We start from the raw sequence: 19,123 nt of genomic DNA, 5'->3' as shown, positions 1-19,123 counted from the left end.
GCACACTGCGCGCCGTCATGTTTGCACTGTCACTGTCCCGAACCCTGGCGCGCCACCGCATTCACTACGCGTGGGTGGTTGCCGCCGTCACTTTCTGCGCCATGATGACCACGTCCGCCGCTCTCGGTCTGCCGGGTGCGATGCTGCGGCCCTTGAGCAACGAATTCGGCTGGAACGTCGAGCAGATCTCGTCGGTGTTCGCGGTGCGTTTCGCGCTTTTCGGCCTGCTCGGGCCGTTCGCCGCGTCCTTCATCCTGCGCTTCGGTTTGCGCCGCGTGATGGTGACGGCATCGATGCTGATTGCCATCGCGATGGTGCTGGCCACGCGCATCGGCACGCTGTGGCAGTTGTTCTGGCTGTGGGGCGTGGTGCTCGGCTGCGGCACCGGGCTCACGGCGATGGTGCTCGGCGCGATGGTCGCCAATCGTTGGTTCGCGGCACGGCGCGGGCTGGTGCTGGGCGTGCTGGCCGCCGCCACCGCCACCGGCCAGTTGCTGTTTCTGCCGATCGCCGCCTGGTTGATTGAGCACCACGGCTGGCGTTACGCGGTGATCCCGGTGTTCATCGCCTGCGTGGTGGTGGCGACGCTGGTGACCCTGCTGCTGCGCGATCATCCGCACGAGCTCGGCCTCGATGCCTATGGCGATGCACCCGGCGCCGGCATCGCGCCGGCCGGCACGCCGCCACCCTGGCATGCGCCGTTCACCGCGCTCGACGATGCGTGCCGCGTGCCGAGCTTCTGGCTGCTGGCCGGCAGCTTCTTCGTATGCGGGCTCAGCACCAATGGCCTCGTGCAGACCCACTTCATTTCGCTGTGCGGCGACTACGGTCTGGCCGCGGTGCCGGCCGCCTCGGTGTTATCGATGATGGGCCTGTTCGACCTGGTCGGCACCACGCTGTCGGGCTACCTCTCGGACCGCGTCGACAATCGCAAACTCCTGTTCTGGTATTACGGCCTGCGCGGCCTGTCCTTGTTCTGGTTGCCCCATTCGAGCTTCACCTTGTACGGCCTGTCGCTGTTCGCGCTGTTCTATGGACTCGACTGGATAGCCACCGTGCCGCCGACCGTCAAGCTGGTCGGGCAACACTTCAGCAGCGAACGCTCCGGCATGGTGTTCGGCTGGGTATTCGCCGCCCATCAACTCGGCGCCGCCACCGCCGCCTATGGCGCCGGTTTGACGCGCACGCTGTTGCTCACCTACACGCCGGCTTTGTTGGCGGCGGGTGCGGCCTGCCTGCTGGCGGCATTCGCGGTGCTGGCGATTGCGCCGGCGCCGGCAGCGCGTGGCGCACGGTCAGGCTGAAGCCTGAAGCCTGACCCACGACCAACAGCGCAACCGGCAAGCCATCCTTGTGGGTCAGGCTTCAGCCTGACATTCAAAAGCGGCCCACGCCTTCCATCCCCACCCTCACGATCATTCACTCACCCCCGAGCTTCGCCATAGAATTCCCATTCCCCAACGCATGTGAAAGGTCCGCCATCGTGTCCGTACCCGTTTCCTCTGCCGTCCTGTTCGAAGAGATCCCGACCGCCGGTGGTCAACGCATCGGCGTCGCGCGCCTGAATGCCGAGAAGTCGCTCAATTCCCTGACGCTCGACATGATCGACCTCCTGGCCGAACGTCTGCCGGCGTGGGCGGCGGACCCGGGTATCGTGCTGGTGATGCTGGAAGGCGCCGGTGAGCGCGCGTTCTGTGCCGGCGCCGATCTCACGCGCCTGCATGCCGCGTGTCTTGCGCATCGCGACTCTCCGCGTCGCGCCGACATTCGCGCCAACGACTACGCGCTCGATTTCTTCGCGCGCGAATACCGCCTCGACTATCTCATCCACACCTATCCCAAGCCGGTGCTGTGCTGGGGCCATGGCGTGGTGATGGGCGGTGGCATGGGTTTGATGGTGGGCGCGAGTCATCGCGTGGTGACCGGCGAAGTGCGCATTGCCATGCCGGAGATCAACATCGGCCTGTACGCCGACGTCGCCGGCAGCTGGTTCCTGGCGCGCGCGCCGGGGCGCACCGGCCTGTTCCTGGCGCTGACCGCCGCGCAGCTCGGCCCCGGCGATGCCATCTTCGCTGGCCTCGCCGACTACCACGTCAACCACGCGCGCAAGGCGGTGTTGATGGAAACCCTCGTCGCTCACGCCTGGCACGGTGAGGTGGCAAGCAATCGGCGCGACCTGTCGCGCCTGCTGCAATCGTTCAGCGAAGCGCCGGGCGCGCCGGGCCCTCTGCGCGAAAATCTTGATCTGATCAACGCGCTGTGCCGCGGCGATGAGCCGGCGGACATCATCCATCGCATCACCAGCCTCGCCACCGACAATGAATGGCTGCAACGCGCAAGCGCGACCCTGGCCGCCGGGTCGCCGACCACCGCGGTGTTGTCCATTGCCCTGCAACGACGCTTGAAGTTGGCCTCGCTGGCCGAGGTCTTCCGTGCCGAGTTGGTGGCGTCGCTGGCCTGTGCGGCGCGGCCCGATCTCGCCGAAGGCATCCGCGCGCTCTTGATCGACAAGGACAAGCAGCCCAAGTGGCGGCCGGCGAAAATCGCCGACGTCACCGACGACTGGATAGACGGTTTCTTCGCCAGTCCATGGCCGGCCGCGGAACATCCATTGGCCGACCTAGGCACTTGAATTGCGTTAAGTAGTTCACGCAATCGCTGCATCGGCGCCGGCCCGACTTTTGTCGGGCAACGGCCGGCGTCCTGTTCAAGTCTATCTATGTGCCGGTTTTTGCTGCCAACTCGGGCGCGAGGCCCGTGTGCTCGCGCGGCGCGCCGCCATGGAATTTAACAATCCGGCCGGCGCCGCCTGCGGCACGCCGGCACTTTCTCACCTACGCTCATGTTCAATGCGGTCGACACTTGCCGAGCGTGGCGTCGCCGCGCGTCAGAGTGACACTGATGGATAGTGCGGGAGGGATGTATGCAGACCTGGCAAGACAAACGAATGACTTTCCACCTCGCCGCCGCTGTCGCCAGCGCACTGTTCCCGGCGCTCACGTTGGCGGTCACGTTCAACTGGAACGGGGGCGATTTCATTACCGGTGTCACCGCGCCGGAACCGATGACGGCGCTCGACGATTTGCAAATCAACGCGGGCAGCGCCAAACGTTTCGTCGGCAGTACATTCACCAACCTCAGCCTGGTGCAATGGCAGGCGGATGCCCTGCAGGGCGGCAATGGCGCGGTCGTCACCAACCATGGCGAGTGGCGCTCGGCGTCCGACGGCAACACGCTGGTGTGGGCCTTTGGTGGTCAAGCGGTGTTCGTCAATGCCGGCACATTTTCCAAGTCCGCGGGTACCACCACCAATGTCGGTACGTGGCAGTTCCAGAACAATGGCGGCCTCATCGATGCCCAGACCGGCACCATCGTGTTCAATGGCAGCAACAACATCTTCAACGATGGCTCCCGCTTCAGTGGTGCCGGTCAGGTGCAGATATCAGGTAACTCCGCTTTCAGCGGCAGTTTTCAGTCCGACAATCTCACCTTCACCGGTGGTTCGAACAACGGCACTGCCGCGGTGTTTGCCGGTGGCGCGGGATTGTCCGCCGGACAACTGGGTTGGAGCGGCGGCGATTTGACCGGCGATTGGACACTCGCCGCCGGCACCACGACCACCGCGACCGGCGCCGCGGTAAAGCGCCAGGTGGGGGCAACGATCGTCAACAACGGCACGTTTCGCTGGGCGAGCGCGCAGCAGTGGCAGGCCGGCAACGGTTCTCGTTTCACCAACAATGGCCTGCTCGAGGCGACCGAGACTGCGACGTTCAACTGGAATTTCGGCGGCCAACACCAATTGCTCAATGCGGCCAGCGGCACGCTGCGCGCGGTCAACAATGCATCCCTGACCATCGGTGAGATTGCACTGGTCAGTGATGGCGGCTTGTTCGAGGCCGGCGTCGGCAGTGCTATTCACTATGCAGGGTCAAGCAACCGCTTCAACGACGGCACCCGCTTCGTCGGCTTCAATCGTGTCACCGGCAATGCGCGCTTCGTCGACGACATCAGCGCCAACGAGCTGCGCTTCGCGAGCGGCACCCAGACCGGCGGTGACGGTGTGACGCCAGGTTCGCGCGCGCGACTGTCCGGCGCGGTGCTGTTCGAAGGGGGCGACCTGGCGGGCGCCTGGGAGATCAAGTCGGGCGCGACCGTCACCAGCAGTGGTGCGACGGTCAAACGCCAGGTGGGCTCGGACATCATCAATAACGGTACTTTACGCTGGGCTTCCACGCAGCAGTTGCAAGGAGGCAATGGCTCGCAATTGACGAACAACGGCTTGATCGAAGTGACCGAGAGCGCGCTGTTCAACTGGAATTTCGGCGGCCAGCACCAATTGCGCAATGCCGCCTCGGGCACTGTACGCGCGACCGACAACGCCAGTCTCAACATCGGCAACCTGGCGCTGACCAGCGACGGCGGCTTGTTCGAAGCAAGCGCTGGTAGCGCCATCGAATACTCGGGCTCCTCGAACCGCTTCAATGGCGGCACGCGCTTCCTGGGGCTCAATCGCGTAACCGGCAACGCCCGCTTCGTTGATCTCATCACTGCCGACGATCTGCGTTGGATCAGCGGCACGCAGACGGGCGGCGATGGTGTCACGGTCGGGTCGCGTGGTCGTTTGGCTGGAGCGGTCGGTTTTGAAGGCGGTGACCTGGCCGGCGCGTGGGAAATCATGTCGGGCACGACCTTCACCGCCAGCGGCGCTGCCGGCAAACGCCAGGTCGGTTCCGACATCCTCAACAACGGCACGTTTCGCTGGGCCAACACGCAGCAGTGGCAGGGCGGCAATGGTTCGCTGATGACCAACAACGCGCTGATCGAGGCGACCGCGAGTGCCCTGTTCAACTGGAACTTCGGCGGCCAGCACCAGCTCATCAATGCCGCGAGCGGCACGGTGCGCGCCGCCAATGGCGCGACGCTCAGCATCGGCAACATTGCGCTCACCAGTAATGGTGGCCTGTTCGAGGCCGTCGCCGGCAGCGCCATCGAGTACGCCGGTGCCAGCAATCGCTTCAACGACGGTACGCGCTTTGCCGGTCTCAACCGCGTCACCGGCAATGCACGATTCGTCGACAACATCAGTGCCGACGACCTGCACCTGGTTGCGGGTACCCAGACCGGTGGTGATGGCTCGCCGGCGTCCTTCGCTCGTCTCGGCGGCCAAGTCCACTGGCTGGCCGGTGACTTGACCGGTCAATTCGAGATCCGCGCCGGTGCGACTTTCGATGCCACCACGGTCAGCGCCAAGCGCCAGGTCGGCTCGCTGCTGGTGAACAATGGCACCATCGCCTGGAACAGCGCTGCGTCCTTGCAAGGCGGCAATGGATCGCGCCTGGTGAACAACGGACGTTTCGAAATCATGGGTGATGCGGACTTGACCTGGAACTTCGGTGGCCAGGCGCGCTTCGACAATGGCGGGCTGCTGGTCAAATCGGCGGGCGCCGGTACCAGTTCACTTGCCACCCTGGCGCTGACCAACACCGGTACCATCGAGGTGCATGCCGGCGCCTTGGAACTGCCGGCGAACTTCGTCAACGACGGCACGCTCGGGGGAACCGCGACCTTCAGTGTCAGCGGCACCTTGTTCAACAACGGCCATCTCGCGCCGGGGGCGTCACCCGGCACGCTGAACATCAACGGTTCGCTGCAACAGTCGGCGCTAGGCACGCTCGATATCGAACTCGAGAATGCCTTCAGCAATGACCTGTTGCTGGTCAGCGGTAACGCCAGCCTGGGCGGCACATTGGGGCTGTCGTGTTTCGCCGCCTGCAGCTACGCGGTGGGCGAGGAGATCCTGATCCTCGACGCGGTCGGACAACTGACGGGCAGTTTCGCCAGCGTGGTGATGACCGGTTTCGGCAGCGGCGCCTTTGACGTGGTGTACGACGCACTGAACGACCGCGTGCTGCTGCGGGTGACCGAAGCGGTGACCTCGGCGGTGCCGCTGCCGGGCGGGGCCTGGTTGTTGCTGGGCGGACTGGCGACGCTGGCTGTCGGTTCGCGCCGCCGCCGCGCGGCGTAGGCGTGCCGATGTCGGCACGCCTTGCGCAGGAGACTCCGCGACGGTTCTAATTCGAGGCCAGACAGGGGGAGCCCGCCATGGCCTACGAATTCATTCTTTGCGACGAACCGCGCCCGCGCATCCGTCGCATCACTCTCAACCGCCCCGACAAGCGTAACCCGCTGTCGAACGCCCTGCGTGGCGAACTGTTCGACGCGCTGGAGCAGGCCGACCGCGACGACAGCGTGGCCGTCATCGTGCTGCGCGGCGCGGGCACCAGCTTCAGCGCCGGCTACGATCTGAAGACCGACGTGCACCAAGGGCAGCCCTGGCATACCGCCGGTGGGCTCGGCAACTGGCCGCGCCACGTGGTGGAAGGTTGCTTTCGCATGTGGGACCTGTCCAAGCCGCTCATCGCCCAGGTGCACGGCTATTGCCTGGCGGGCGGCACCGAACTCGCCACCGGTTGCGACCTGGTCTACGTCGCCGAGGACGCACAAATCGGCTATCCGCCGGTGCGCTCCATGAGCCCGCCGGACAACCAGTTCTATCCGTGGCTGGTCGGCATGCGGCGCGCCATGGAGATGATGCTGACGGGCGATTCGATCAGCGGTCTCGAGGCAGTCGAATGCGGTTTCGCCAATCGCGCCTTTCCCGTCGACAAGCTCGAAGAGGAAGTGCTGGCCATCGCCGAGCGCGTGGCGCGCATCCCGGCCGACATCCAGCAGATCAACAAGCGCGCGGTGCATCGCCAGATGGAGGCCATGGGCCTGCGCGCCGGCATTCGCGCCGGCACCGAACTGCAGCAGATGGGCATGATGACGGCCTCCACCCAGGCCCACATGCAGGAGCTGCGCGCCGATCTCAATTCCGCGCTCACCAAGCGCGACCAGGGTTTCGGTGATTACCGGACCAAGAAGTAGGGCGAATTCATTCGCACAGTGCAGGCCATGAGTGGCGAGCCACATGAGATGAGTGTGCGAATGAATTCGCACCTACAGTGCACGAAGGGCCAAACATAGGATCTCATCCATGACCGACAGGGACGATTTAAGGCTGCTGGTGGCTGGCGGCTTTCCCTTGATCACCATCGAGACCTGCGAGGAGCCGCGCGTCATCGGGCTGTTGCGTACGCTCGCCGACGGTCTCGACGTGTCGCTGGCGCGCTGGTCGGTCACCGATGGCCTGGTCACCTTGCTCGGCGCCGATTTCTTCAGCGCCGATCAGCTGCGCCTGGTCGACGACACCACGCCGAACGCCACGCGCAAGGCCGTCAGCGATCCCGAGACCGCGCTGCGCGCCATCCGTGGCTCGCGCCAGGCGGGGCTCATCCTATTGCTCGACTTCCATCCTTTTTTTGACAACCCCGTGCACGTGCGCCTGATCAAGGAGATTGCGCAGGACTACGAGGTGCGTCATCAGAAGCTGGTCTTCATCAGCCACGCGCTCAGTCTGCCCGACGAACTGAAATCCTTCGCGGTGGCGTTCGATTTGTCGCTGCCCAATAGCATCGAGTTGTCGCGCATGATTGCCGAGGAAGCCGAGCTGTGGGCGTCACGCGGTGGCAACAACAAGGTGCGCGCCGAAGCGGCCGCGGTCAGCGCGCTGGTCGATAATCTCGGTGGACTCACGCGCACCGATGCGCGTCGCCTCATTCGCACCGCCATACGCGATGACGGCGCAATCACGCGCAGCGATGTCAGCGCGGTGTCGGCGGCGCGCTACGCGATCCTGGGCGGCGACGGTCTGTTGTCATTCGAATTCGATACCGCCAGCCTCGACGACATCGGCGGCCTGCATCGCTTGAAGCACTGGCTGGGTGAACGCCACGTGGCGTTCAAGGACAGCACCGCCGTCGATCGTCCGCGCGGTCTCATGCTGCTGGGCGTGCAGGGCGGCGGCAAGAGTCTCGCCGCCAAGGCGGTCGCGGGCGTGTGGAATATTCCGCTGCTGCGCCTCGACTTCGGCGTGCTCTACAACAAGTACTTCGGTGAGACCGAGGCCAACATGCGCAAGGTGCTGGCGACCGCCGAAACGCTCGCGCCCTGCGTCTTGTGGTGCGACGAAATCGAGAAAGGCATCGCCACCGGTGACAACGACAACGGCACCTCGCGGCGCGTGCTCGGCACGCTCTTGACCTGGATGGCGGAAAATCATCGGCCGGTGTTCGTGGTGGCGACCGCCAACAACATCGCCGAGCTGCCGCCGGAGCTGCTGCGCAAGGGACGCATGGACGAGATCTTCTTCGTCGACCTGCCGAACGCCGCGGCGCGCAAGGAGATCTTCGCCATCCATCTCGCGCGCCGCGCGCTGCCGCCCGCGCAATTCAATCTCGATACCCTGGCCGCCCACAGCGAGGGTTTCTCCGGCGCTGAAATCGAACAGGCGGTGGTGTCGGCGCGCTACGCCGCGCAGGCGCGTGAAGTGGCCGTCGACGAGGCCTTGCTGCTCGCGCAGATGGCGGCCACCCAGCCCCTGTCCGCGGTCATGGCCGAGCAGGTCGCGGCCCTGCGCGCCTGGGCCGACGGCCGCACCGTCGCCGCGGACTGAGGGCGCGCCGCCCGAAACCCCTCCCCGAAAGGGGAGCGTGCCGCGCTACGCCGTGCAGGGCTTGCGCCAACTTGGGCTCGTCCTCTCGATTTCACGCGGTGGGCCGGATATTCTCGCGCCATGTACCCATGCGCGGGGCATTCCGCGCTGCGGTGTTGTATCCACAGTTTCACTTCCCCTCGCGCGAACGCGCGGTCTTACCACGCCGGTGCGTGGCCGGCGATGTTCCGCGCGACGAAGTGGATCCCCATCTGCTCACACAAGGAGTAGCCCCATGGCGCAATCACGGTTGAGATTCGGTGCTTTCATTCCGCCCCACACGCCCCCCGACGAGAATCCGATTCTTGCGCTCGAGCACGACATGGAACTCGTCGAATGGATGGACAAGCTCAACTACGACGAGGCCTGGATCGGCGAGCATCATTCCGGTGGTTGGGAAATCACCGCGAGTCCGGAACTGTTCATCGCCGGCGCCGCGCAGCGCACGCGCACCATCCGTCTCGGCACCGGCGTCTCCTCGCTGCCTTATCACCATCCGCTGATCCTGGCCGATCGCATCCGCCAGCTCGACTACATGACCCGTGGTCGCGCGATGTTCGGTGTCGGTCCCGGTTCGCTGCCGTCGGACGCCTACATGCAGGCCATTCCCACGCCGCGTGTGCGCGATCGCATGGAAGAGGCCATCGGCCCGCTGGTGCAGCTGTTGCGCGGTGAAACCGTCAACTGCAAGACCGACTGGTTCGAACTCAAGAACGCGTCGCTGATGATGCCGTCCTACAATCCGAGCGGCGTCGAGATCGCGGTCGCCAACCAGGTTTCGCCGACCGGCGCGCGTGCGGCCGGCAAGTTCGGCCTGAGCCTGCTGTCGATCGGCGCGACCTCCACCGGTGCCTTCAACGCGCTTGGCGCCAACTGGGACATCGCCGAGGAAACCGCGCGCGAACACGGTCAAAGCATGGACCGCTCGGGCTGGCGCCTGGTCGGGCCGGTGCACGTCGCCGAGACCCGCGACAAGGCGCGCGCCAACGTGCGTTTCGGCCTCGCGCGCTGGATCGACTACATGTCCAAGGTCGCGGCCCTGCCGCTCGGCACGCCGCCCGGCGTCGACCCGGTCGATTACATGATCGAGACCGGCTTCGCCGTGATCGGTACGCCCGATGACTTCGTCGCCCAGATAGACAGGCTCAACCAGCAGTCGGGCGGTTTCGGTTGCTTCCTCGATCTCAACCACCATTGGGCGGATTGGGCCGAGACCAAGCGTTCCTACGAACTCATCGCGCGCTTCGCGATCCCCAAGATCAACAAGCTCAACGTCAATCGCCAGGCGTCGGAAGACTGGCTGCGCGAAAACAACGACGTGTTCAAGGGCGAGCTGAACGCGGCGGTCGGCGCCAAGATCGCCGAGCACGCGGCGGCCAAGGGCGTCGACAAGCTCTCGCCCGACTACCTGGCGTACTTCAACGCCACTCAAAAGTCGGCCGGCTGAGGCTTCCGGCAGCCATCGCGTCACGGCGCGATGGCTGCTGCCGACGGCGGCGCCGTGCCGCCCGTTTCCCGTTTCCCATCCCCGTTACTCACTCGCGCGCCCGCCCCGCCACGGCGCCGATGCCGGTCAAATCCCCCTTAAAGTCGTCCGCCAATCCGGCCGCTACTTCTTCCACGGACGGCACAGGCAGCGCGCCGAGCGCCAGGGAAGGTAGGTAATACCCCGCTCCTGGGTGGTGACCGCAAGATTCACCCTCGCAAACGCCCTCGCTACACCAAGACCTTCCGCATGTTCCCAAGCCCAGCATGGCGGCCGGTGGGCCGTCACCACGAAACGGAGATTGTCGCGATGAAGTCCAAAATGAGTGGCTTTACCCTGGTCGAAATGATCGGCGTGCTCGCCATCATCGGCATCCTGGCCGCGGTTGCCACGCCGCGTATTTTCGAGGCCATTCGCGAATCGCGCGTCAGCGCCTTCGTCGAAGACGTGTCCACCATCCGCACCGCGGTGACGTCCTACTACAAGGACACCGGGCAGTTCCCGATCCACAACGGCCTGTCGGCCAATGCCAACCAGCACCAGCTCATTCGCCAGGGCACCGCCGTGGCCGGCTGGAAGGGCCCGTACCTCGGCCAGGAACTGGTCAATGAATTCAAGCCCGCCAGCAACCTGCTGGTCACCACCGGTACCGCCGCCGCCAACCAGTTCGATTTCGACGGCAACGGCACGGCCGACACCACCGGCACCTCGTCCTTCATCCAGGTCGACGGCCTGACCGCCGACCAGGCGATGCGCGTCAGCGATGCGCTGGACAAGGACGGCTCGGTGACCACCGGCGGCAAGGCCTGGTTCACCGGCGGCCGCGTCAAGACCAGCACCGGCGCCGCGCCTGCCGCGACCGCCACCAACGTCGTGCTGTTCGTGCACATCGCGTCCAACTAAGACCCACGCGGGCTGCCCGATGAACGGACCTCTACACGCGGTACCGGCCGCGGGCAGCAAGCGGCCACTCGGTGAACGCCTGCTGGCCGCGGGCGTCATCACCCGCCCGCAGCTCGACCTCGCCCTGCGCGAAGGCCGACGCCAGGGCATGATGCTCGGCGAAAGCCTGGTGGCGCTGGGCTTCGTCACCGCCGAGGCGCTCACCAGTTCGCTGGCCGACGAGGCCAATTCCGAAGTCGTCGACGTCGCCAGCGCAGTGGTCGACGATGCCGTGCTGGCATTGGTGTCGCACGAACTCGCCAAGCGCCACCGCGCCCTGCCGCTGCGTCGCGACGGCGACGTGCTGACGGTGGTGCTCTCCAACGCCCTCAACGTGGTCGCCATCGACGCGCTCGAGCGCGCCACCGGCCTGCGTCTGGATGTCGCCACCGCGCCCGAGGCGGATCTCGTCGACGCCATCGAACGCCATTACGCGCAGCGCAGTTCCATCGAGGAAACCATCGACGCCATCATGCGCGAAGGTATCGTCGGTGACAGCGACGAGGACGACGCGCAGGCCAGCGGCATGATTCGCCTGGTCGAGGAAATCATCGCGCTCGGCGTCAAGGCGCGCGCCACCGACATCCATCTCGAACAGGAAGAGCGCATCATCCGCGTGCGCATCCGCGTCGACGGCATCCTGCGCCAGGAAGTGTTGATCCCGGTGGCGCTGGGCCCGGCGCTCGCGGCGCGCGTGAAAGTCATCGCCGGCCTCAACGTGTCCGAGAAGCGCGTGCCGCAGGACGGCCGCATCAATTTCAAATTCGGGCGACGCGAAGTCGATCTGCGCGTCTCCACCTTGCCCACGCAGTACGGCGAAAGCCTGGTCATGCGCATCCTCGAGAAGGGCAACATCCACGTCAATTTCGATCAGCTCGGTCTCTCGCCGGCCAGCGCCGAGCGCCTGCTCGAAGCGGTGGCGCGCCCGCATGGCATGGTGCTGGTCACCGGCCCCACCGGCAGCGGCAAGACCACCACCTTGTACACCGTGCTCGGCCAGGTCGACGCCATGCAGCTCAGCGTGTTCACACTCGAAGACCCGATTGAATACGGCCTGCCGCTGATCCGCCAGACGCAGGTCAAGCCGGATATCGGCCTGACCTTCGCCTCGGGCCTGCGCGCCTTGTTGCGCCAGGATCCGGACGTCATCCTGCTCGGCGAAATTCGCGACGCCGAAACCGCCCAGCTCGCGGTGCGCGCGGCCCTGACCGGTCACCTGTTGCTGTCGACCCTGCATACCAACGACGCCATCGGCGCCATTCCGCGCCTGGTCGACATGGGCATCGAACCCTATCTCCTGACCTCGGCGCTGTCGGCGGTGGTTGGCCAGCGCCTGGTGCGACGCATCTGCAGCGGCTGCAAGACCGAAGTGGAGAACCCCGCCGAGGAATACGCGCGCCTGAGTAACGTCATAGGCACGCACGAAGTCGGGCCGTTGTGGGTCGGCGCCGGCTGCAACCTGTGCCGCAACAGCGGCTATCGCGGACGTGTCGCCATCTACGAAGTGCTGGTCGTCGACGAGCGTTTCCATGCGCCCATCCTGAAGGGCGTGGAGTTGTCGCAGTTGCGGCAACTGGCTGCCGACAGCGGCATGCAGAGCATGTTGGAAGACGGTCTCGCCAAGGCGCGCGCCGGCCTCACCACGCTCGATGAACTGGTTCGCGTCGTGCGCTGACCGACGAGTCGCGCGCCATGCTCAACTACGCCTATCGCGCCATCGACCGGGACGGCAATGGAGTGGCCGGCACGCTGACCGCGGTCGACGAGCAGTCGCTGGCGGAGAAGCTGCAAACCATCGGCTACTGGCTGATCGAAGCCAAGACCTGCAAGCCCGACGAAGTTCGCGAAGTGTCGCGCGTCAAGCGCGCCGATCTCGCCGAGCTGTTCTCCAATCTCGCGGTGCTGCTCGATGCCGGCTTGAGCATCGTGTCGGCGCTGCGCACGCTGGAAAGCGAGAGCGAGGAACAAGGCTTGAAGCGCGTGCTGACCGACGTGCGCCTCAACGTCGAAACCGGCACCAGCCTCGGTGAAGCCCTGGCGCGTCATCCTAAGATCTTCGACGAACAGATCCGCAACACCATCGCGGCCGGCGAGTACGGCGGCAACCTCGCCGAGTCGCTGCGCGAAATAGCGCGCTATCTCGAATGGCTGGGGCGCCTCATGGCGGACGTCAAGCAGGCCAGCACCTATCCCATCGTGGTGCTGTGCGTGCTCATCGCCTTCATGATGCTGCTGTTCGGCTTCGTGGTGCCGAAGTTCGCCGCCATCCTCACCGAGCTCGGCCTCGAGCTGCCGCTGGTCACTCGCATCGTCATCGGCATCGGCGGGTTCGCGCAGAACTACGGGCTGGTCACGCTGGCAGGCATCGCGCTGGCGTTCGTCGGCGTGCGCACGGCGCTGCACCGCGTACCGACGCTGGCCTTTGCCTTCGACAGGCTGAAACTGCGCATGCCGGTGTTCGGCAGGCTGAATCGCATGATTTGCCTGTCGCGTCTCACCCATCAGCTCGGCCTGCTGTTGAAATCCGGCGTGCCCATCACCGACGCCCTCGGCCTGTGCCAGCACTCGCTCGGCAATCGCGTGTACGGCGAACTGGTGGGCGCGGCGCTCAACGTGGTGCTGCAGGGCGGGGTGCTGAGTACGGCATTTCGCGAACACGCCGATATCCCCGGCATGTTGGTAAGAATGATCGCCGTGGGTGAGGAGACCGGTCGCATGGAACATGCGCTCGGCCATGTCGCCCATCACCTCGACGAAGAGATCCCGCGCCGCATCAAGAAGCTGTTCGGCATCATCGAGCCGCTGGTGATGCTGACCCTCATCTGCCTGGTCGGCACCGTCGCCATGGCCATCTTCCTGCCCCTGATGAGCATGATCGGCGGTCTCGGCCGATGAACCGCGCCATCACTCGCAGGCACGGCGGCTTCACCCTGATCGAAATGATCGGCGTGCTGGCCATCATCTCGACGCTGGCCGCGGTGCTGGTGCCGAACGTGGTCAAGACCGTCGATGAAGCGGTGATGGACGCCGAGGGCAAGGATCTCACCACGCTTGCCAGCGCGCTCGACACCTATACCAGCACCAACAAGCGCATTCCCAATGCCGCCGGCTGGGTCGCGGCGCTGGCCGGCGTGACCAGCATGAGCAGCAACAAGATCAATCTCAACGAGCGCGGCTTCACGCGCGGCTACTACGTCGACCCGCGCTTCTTCACCGCGACCGCCACGGCCTTTGCCGGCTATACCCAGACCAGCGGGCGCACCAGCGCGCCATTCTCGCCGCGCATCATGATCGTGTCTGACCTGACGCGTAACGCGCCGGCCGCGCCCACCACCGCCGCCGCCTTCAATGCCATCTGGAACCAGACCGCCGCCGCGACCGTCAAGGAAGGTGCGCGCGTGCGCGTGCAACGCATGCATCTCGGCAGCACTTTCGTGCCGGTGTTGCTCACCAACCAGTTCACCAGCGCGGTCGGCTACAGCATCGAGGCGGGTGGCGCGATATCGCTGCCGGCGGTCGGCGCCGGCGGCGGCACGGGCGTCACGCGTTATCTCATCAAGGGCAGCAAGGTGTCGCTGCGCAAGCCGCCGTTCCCGACGGGCGCGCTCGAACGCGCGGTGCTGGTCAACGGTTCGCGTGAATTGAGTTACGTGTCGTCGGGCGGCGCCACCCCGGTGTGGTCGTGGAGCGCGCCATGAGCAAACTGGTCGGCGTCATCAGCTGGGTGTTCGGCGAGTTTCGCGCCGTAAGACTGCAGCGTGGCAAGGTGGTGGCGGTCTACCACGCCGCCGAGAGCGTCGATACGCTGGCCGCCTTCGCCGAGGCGGTCAGCACCGCGCATGCCGCGCTGGCCTTGCCCTCGGGGCCGATAGCCATCGTGTTTGCCAACGATGACAGCGGCCACCTGTCGTTCGAAGCGCCGCCGACCTCGGCGGCCGATCTGGAACGCATGGTGGCGCGGCGCGTGGAGGCCGACAAGAGTTTCAGTGAGCCGGCGGCGTGGACCTATCGCGCGATCGCCGACGAGCGTGCGCAGACCGGCCGCACCGTGCTGCTGCATCTCGCGCCCAAGCGCATCGTCGACGCCATGATCCGCATCTGCGAAGAGCATTTCCTGCAGGTGCGCTCGGTGCTGCCCTTGGCCGAGCTGGTGGCACGCATGGCGCAGCCGGCCTGTGAGACGCCGCAGGACGTGGTGATTGCCACGGTGGTCCTGCGCGAACGCGCGATGCTGTGCGTGGTGCGTGCCGATGCCTGCGTGGTGTTCGCGCGCACCGTGGTGATCGGCGAGCACGATTCCCCTGACGAACGCGTGCTGCTCGAAACCAATCGCACGGCGCTGTTTGCCAAGCAGAAGATTGGTAAATCGATCGACGCCACCTGCATTTTCGCCGGCGACGCCGAACTGCCGGCGCGCGTCGGCCCCGCGCTCGAAATGCCGCTGCGTGACGTGGCGGTGGACGATCTCGAATTCACCTGGGCGCGCGCCGCCGCCCGTGTCGATCTCGCGCCGCTCGGCAACCTGGTGCCGCGCTTCCGGCAACGCGCGTTGTCGCAACGTGCGCTGACGCGCGCCGCGATGCTGGCTGCCGCCGTGATGTGGGCGGTGGCGCTGGTCAGCGTGGCGTGGGTCACGCACTTCAATGCGCGCGTGGCGAGCCGTGGCGCGCTGGCGATGGCGGCCTTGCCGGCGCTGGAAGCGGAAAGCGCGCAGCTCGATACCGACTACGCCAATCTCATGGCGCAGCGTGAACGCCTGCAGCAACTGACGCCCGCGCTGGCGCCGCTGCCGGCGAGCTTCATGCACCAGTTGGCGCAGGATCTGCCTGCGTCCCTGACCTTGACCCAGGCCAGCATCCGGCGCGGTGACGAGGCCTGGGATTTCCGCCTGGAAGGCATGGCCGATACGCGCCTGGAAGTGACGCTGCCGACGCTCGAAGGTTTGAGCGCGACGCTCGAGCGCGCGCCGTGGAATGCGCATGTGAACCCGGCCTGGCGCCAGACCTGGCTGCAACAGTTGCGCAGCGGCGCGGCCGCCAGTGGCCCCATCCGCTTCGCCATGCGCGGACAACTGCAATGACCACCGCCGTCGATCGCCGCCGTGACGGACGGGCCGCGCCGGTCGCCAACTGGCGCATCCGCAATGCCCAGCGCGTCAGCGAAGCGGCCGACTGGTTCGCGCGCAATCTCTACACCAAGGCCTTGCTCGGCGTGCTGCTGTGCGCGGCCATCGCGCTGACCTGCTGGACGGTGCTGGTGCAGTTGCAGACCGCCAATGAATTCAACAGCGCCATCCAGCGCGAAGTGAGCCTGCGCCTGTCGCTGGAAGATCTGAAAGCGACGGTGCTGCGCCTGCAATACCAGCATCTCGAGGACAAGATCGACGCCGCCGAGCGCAAGCTCATTCCCGATTACGGCACGCTCGCCACCTGGCTGCACGAGTTGCAGGCGCGCGGCGCGGCGCGCGCCATCGATCTCACCTATACCGTCAATGAAGAGCAGCGCATGGAGGCACGTCCCGGCCTGCTCGCGGTGCCGCTGTTGCTGAGCGTGCAGGCCCACGAGGGCAGCGACGCGCGTGTGTTCGGTGAAGGCCTGACCCTGCTGCGTCAATTGAGCGAAGCGCCGTGGGCCGGCGAACTGGTGGCGGCCTATGGCGAGAGCGAGGGCAAAGGGCTCACGCGCATGAATTTCGAATACCGCGTGTGGATGCGCACCCGCGCCGGCTTCGACAGCACGCCGGCATCCAATCCAGACGGCGAGGATGGCGCCGGCGAGCAGGCGCCGCCATCGCTGGCCGGCACCCAGGCCGCCGTGGACGGCAGTCAACCATGAACAAGTGGCTGCGTAACCCGTGGGTGGTCGGCGCGCTGGTGGTCGGCATGGCGGCGCTGTGGTGGGTCGAGATGCGCTCGATGTTCTTCCCCGCCGACATGGCCAGCAGCGAACCGCCGCCCGTAGCCGTGAGCGCCGCGCCCGCGGATGCCTCGTCGCCCGGCGATGCAACCGCTGGCGCCGACCTGCTCGCCATCGAAGCTGGCGACGACAGGCCACGCCGCGCCACCGAACTGCGCTGGGAGCATGCGCCGGTGCGCGACCCTTTCGGGCCGCCGGCGCTCAATGTGCCGGTGGTGAGCGTGCCCGAGGCACCCGCACCGGTCGTCGAACCGGTCGTTGCAGCCGTACCGGCCGTGCCGCTGCTGGAAGCGGTGCTCAGCACGCCGTCGGCCCAGATCGCCGTCATCGACGGCCACATGGTGCGGGTCGGCGACAAGATCAGCGGCCGACCGGTGCTGAAGATCGATCCGACCTCCGTCGCCCTCGGCCGTGGCGCCGATGCCGGCGAACCGCTGCTGCTGAGACTTCCCGCCCGCTGATTGGTCCGCCGCGCCGGTCCGCATTCCCGCCAGCGTCAGCCCTAAAGCTTGTCCCCGCCCGCGCCGATAGCGCTATCGGGTAGAGGGACTCGTGATATCGAGAGGGATGACCTGATGAATTCTCCGACCAAACTTGCCTGGGCCGTGGCCGCGCTTTTGCTCGGCGGATGCGGCGCCCAGCCCGTCCGTCAGTCCGCGCCGGTCGCCGCGCCGGTGGCCACCACCACGCCCATGACTAGCGCGCCGGCGGTGTTGCCGCCGCCCATTGCCTCGCGCCTGGTGATGCCGGCCAGCGACACCGATCAGCTGCCGACCCAGACCACCGAACAGCTCTACAGCTTTTTCGCGCGCGACTTTCCCATCGACCAGGTGCTGGCGCTGTTCGCACGCGCCTACAAGCTCAACATCGTGGTCGACAAGGACGTGACCGGCAGCATCAACGTCGAATTCCACGACCTGCCTTTCGACCAGGCCATGGAAGCGATGCTCGGCAGTCTCGGTTATCACTGGGAGCGGGATGGTGGCCTGGTGCGGGTACGTTCCACCGCCACGCGCACCTTCACCGTCGATTACATCCGCGTGGTGCGCCAGGGTGAGGCGCAGGCCACTTCGTCCAGCACCACCAGCTCGGTGGCGGGCAGCGGCGGCGGCACCAGTGGCGGTAGCGGCAGCGGCGCCACCGGCAATACCGGCGGCGGCAACGGCAATGAACAGGGCGGCGGCAGCGTGTCCGTCAGCCAGCAAGGCAGCGTGCCGTTCTGGGATGAACTCGAAACGCAGCTTCGTTCCATGCTCTCGCCGAATGCGCGGCTGGTGGTCAATCGCACCGCCGGCACCATCATGGTCACCGACCAGATGCGGCGCGTGCGTGAAGTCGGGCGTTATTTAGGGGACGTCAACGAAGCGGTGCAGCGCCAGGTCGACATCGAAGTGCGCATCGTCGAAGTCACCTTGAACAATGACTTCGCGCTCGGCATCGATTGGACGCGCGCCATGTCGCAGTTCCACAGCGGCAAGCAGGTGGATTTCGAAACCTCTTCCATCGTCAGGCAGCCGGCCGGCGGCGTGACGCCCGCGGCCAACGTGTTTTCACTGGGCCTCCTGGACATCGCCACCAGCGGCGCGATTCGCCTGTCGGCGGTGATCGATGCGCTCAAGCAGCAGGGCGACGTGCGCGTGGTATCGCAGCCGCATATCCGCACGCTCAACAACCAGGCCGGCATGATCAAGGTCGGCACCGACAGAACCTTCTTCCGTCGTGAACAGGTCACCGATACCTCGGCGGCCGGCGCCACCACCGCCTCCAGCGACATACCGCAGATCGTCACCGAAGGCATCGTGCTGGGCCTGACCCCGCAGATCTCCAACGACGGCATGATCATGATCGACGTCTATCCCGTCATCACGCGCGTATCCAGCGTCACCCAGGTGGTCGGCGCCAATGGCCTGGTGCAGAGCACCGCGCCGAATCTCGATATCCGCCAGTCGACTTCACTGGTGCGCGCGCAGAGCGGCGAGACCATCGTCATCGGTGGCCTCATTTCCGATGCCAGCAGCGACACCACGCGCGGCGTGCCGGGCCTCGGCGACATTCCGATTGCCGGCAACCTGTTCAAGGGCCGCTACAACCAGCATGCCAAGCAGGAGCTCGTGATCTTCATGACGCCCAAGCTGGTCGGCCCCAACCTGTCGCGAGGCATGCCGCTGGCGCAGGGAGGCAACTGA

14 protein-coding genes are annotated in these 19,123 nt (G+C 66.0%); all 14 read left to right on the top strand.

Annotation, left to right across the window (positions count from 1 at the left end):
• Positions 1–17: 17 nt before the first annotated feature.
• The 14 genes from IPM80_15510 to IPM80_15445 all read left to right on the top strand — a co-directional run bounded on the left by IPM80_15510 (position 18) and on the right by IPM80_15445 (position 19,123).
• Positions 18–1,304, top strand: a complete 1,287-nt coding sequence (locus tag IPM80_15510) for an MFS transporter (GenBank protein MBK8959784.1) — start codon at positions 18–20, stop codon at positions 1,302–1,304.
• 176 nt (positions 1,305–1,480) lie between these two features.
• Positions 1,481–2,632 carry an enoyl-CoA hydratase/isomerase family protein gene (locus IPM80_15505; protein ID MBK8959783.1) on the top strand — a complete coding sequence of 384 codons (1,152 nt, stop codon included), beginning with the start codon at positions 1,481–1,483 and terminating at the stop codon, positions 2,630–2,632.
• A gap of 315 nt (positions 2,633–2,947) precedes the next feature.
• Positions 2,948–6,025: a hypothetical protein gene (locus tag IPM80_15500; protein ID MBK8959782.1), complete on the top strand. Its 3,078-nt coding sequence runs from the start codon at positions 2,948–2,950 to the stop codon at positions 6,023–6,025.
• Positions 6,026–6,102: 77 nt separating this feature from the next.
• Positions 6,103–6,927: an enoyl-CoA hydratase/isomerase family protein gene (locus tag IPM80_15495; protein MBK8959781.1), complete on the top strand. Its 825-nt coding sequence runs from the start codon at positions 6,103–6,105 to the stop codon at positions 6,925–6,927.
• A 109-nt stretch (positions 6,928–7,036) separates the two neighbouring features.
• Positions 7,037–8,554 (top strand): AAA family ATPase, encoded by a 1,518-nt coding sequence (locus tag IPM80_15490; protein MBK8959780.1) that lies wholly within the window; start codon positions 7,037–7,039, stop codon positions 8,552–8,554.
• A gap of 274 nt (positions 8,555–8,828) precedes the next feature.
• A complete protein-coding gene (locus tag IPM80_15485) occupies positions 8,829–10,040 on the top strand; it encodes an LLM class flavin-dependent oxidoreductase (protein ID MBK8959779.1) in 1,212 nt (403 codons plus the stop codon).
• A gap of 348 nt (positions 10,041–10,388) precedes the next feature.
• A complete protein-coding gene (locus IPM80_15480; protein MBK8959778.1) occupies positions 10,389–10,982 on the top strand; it encodes a prepilin-type N-terminal cleavage/methylation domain-containing protein in 594 nt (197 codons plus the stop codon).
• Positions 10,983–11,001: 19 nt separating this feature from the next.
• Complete coding sequence (gene tadA, locus IPM80_15475; GenBank protein ID MBK8959777.1) at positions 11,002–12,696, top strand: Flp pilus assembly complex ATPase component TadA; 1,695 nt, start codon at positions 11,002–11,004, stop codon at positions 12,694–12,696.
• 17 nt (positions 12,697–12,713) lie between these two features.
• Positions 12,714–13,916 carry a type II secretion system F family protein gene (locus IPM80_15470; protein MBK8959776.1) on the top strand — a complete coding sequence of 401 codons (1,203 nt, stop codon included), beginning with the start codon at positions 12,714–12,716 and terminating at the stop codon, positions 13,914–13,916.
• A complete protein-coding gene (locus IPM80_15465) occupies positions 13,913–14,719 on the top strand; it encodes a prepilin-type N-terminal cleavage/methylation domain-containing protein (GenBank protein MBK8959775.1) in 807 nt (268 codons plus the stop codon). Before IPM80_15470 ends, IPM80_15465 begins: the two co-directional genes overlap by 4 nt.
• Entirely contained in the window at positions 14,716–16,101 is a 1,386-nt protein-coding gene (locus IPM80_15460; protein ID MBK8959774.1) for a hypothetical protein, read from the top strand. The genes IPM80_15465 and IPM80_15460 overlap by 4 nt, the downstream gene beginning before the upstream one ends.
• A complete protein-coding gene (locus tag IPM80_15455) occupies positions 16,098–16,856 on the top strand; it encodes a hypothetical protein (protein ID MBK8959773.1) in 759 nt (252 codons plus the stop codon). Before IPM80_15460 ends, IPM80_15455 begins: the two co-directional genes overlap by 4 nt.
• A complete protein-coding gene (locus IPM80_15450) occupies positions 16,853–17,398 on the top strand; it encodes a hypothetical protein (GenBank protein MBK8959772.1) in 546 nt (181 codons plus the stop codon). The genes IPM80_15455 and IPM80_15450 overlap by 4 nt, the downstream gene beginning before the upstream one ends.
• Positions 17,399–17,512: 114 nt before the next feature.
• Positions 17,513–19,123 carry a secretin N-terminal domain-containing protein gene (locus tag IPM80_15445; GenBank protein MBK8959771.1) on the top strand — a complete coding sequence of 537 codons (1,611 nt, stop codon included), beginning with the start codon at positions 17,513–17,515 and terminating at the stop codon, positions 19,121–19,123.

It is taken from the genome of Pseudomonadota bacterium, from assembly GCA_016719885.1.
GTDB lineage: Bacteria > Pseudomonadota > Gammaproteobacteria.
Note: the sequence above shows the minus strand (reverse complement) of the source record. Positions and strands in the feature narration are given on the sequence as shown.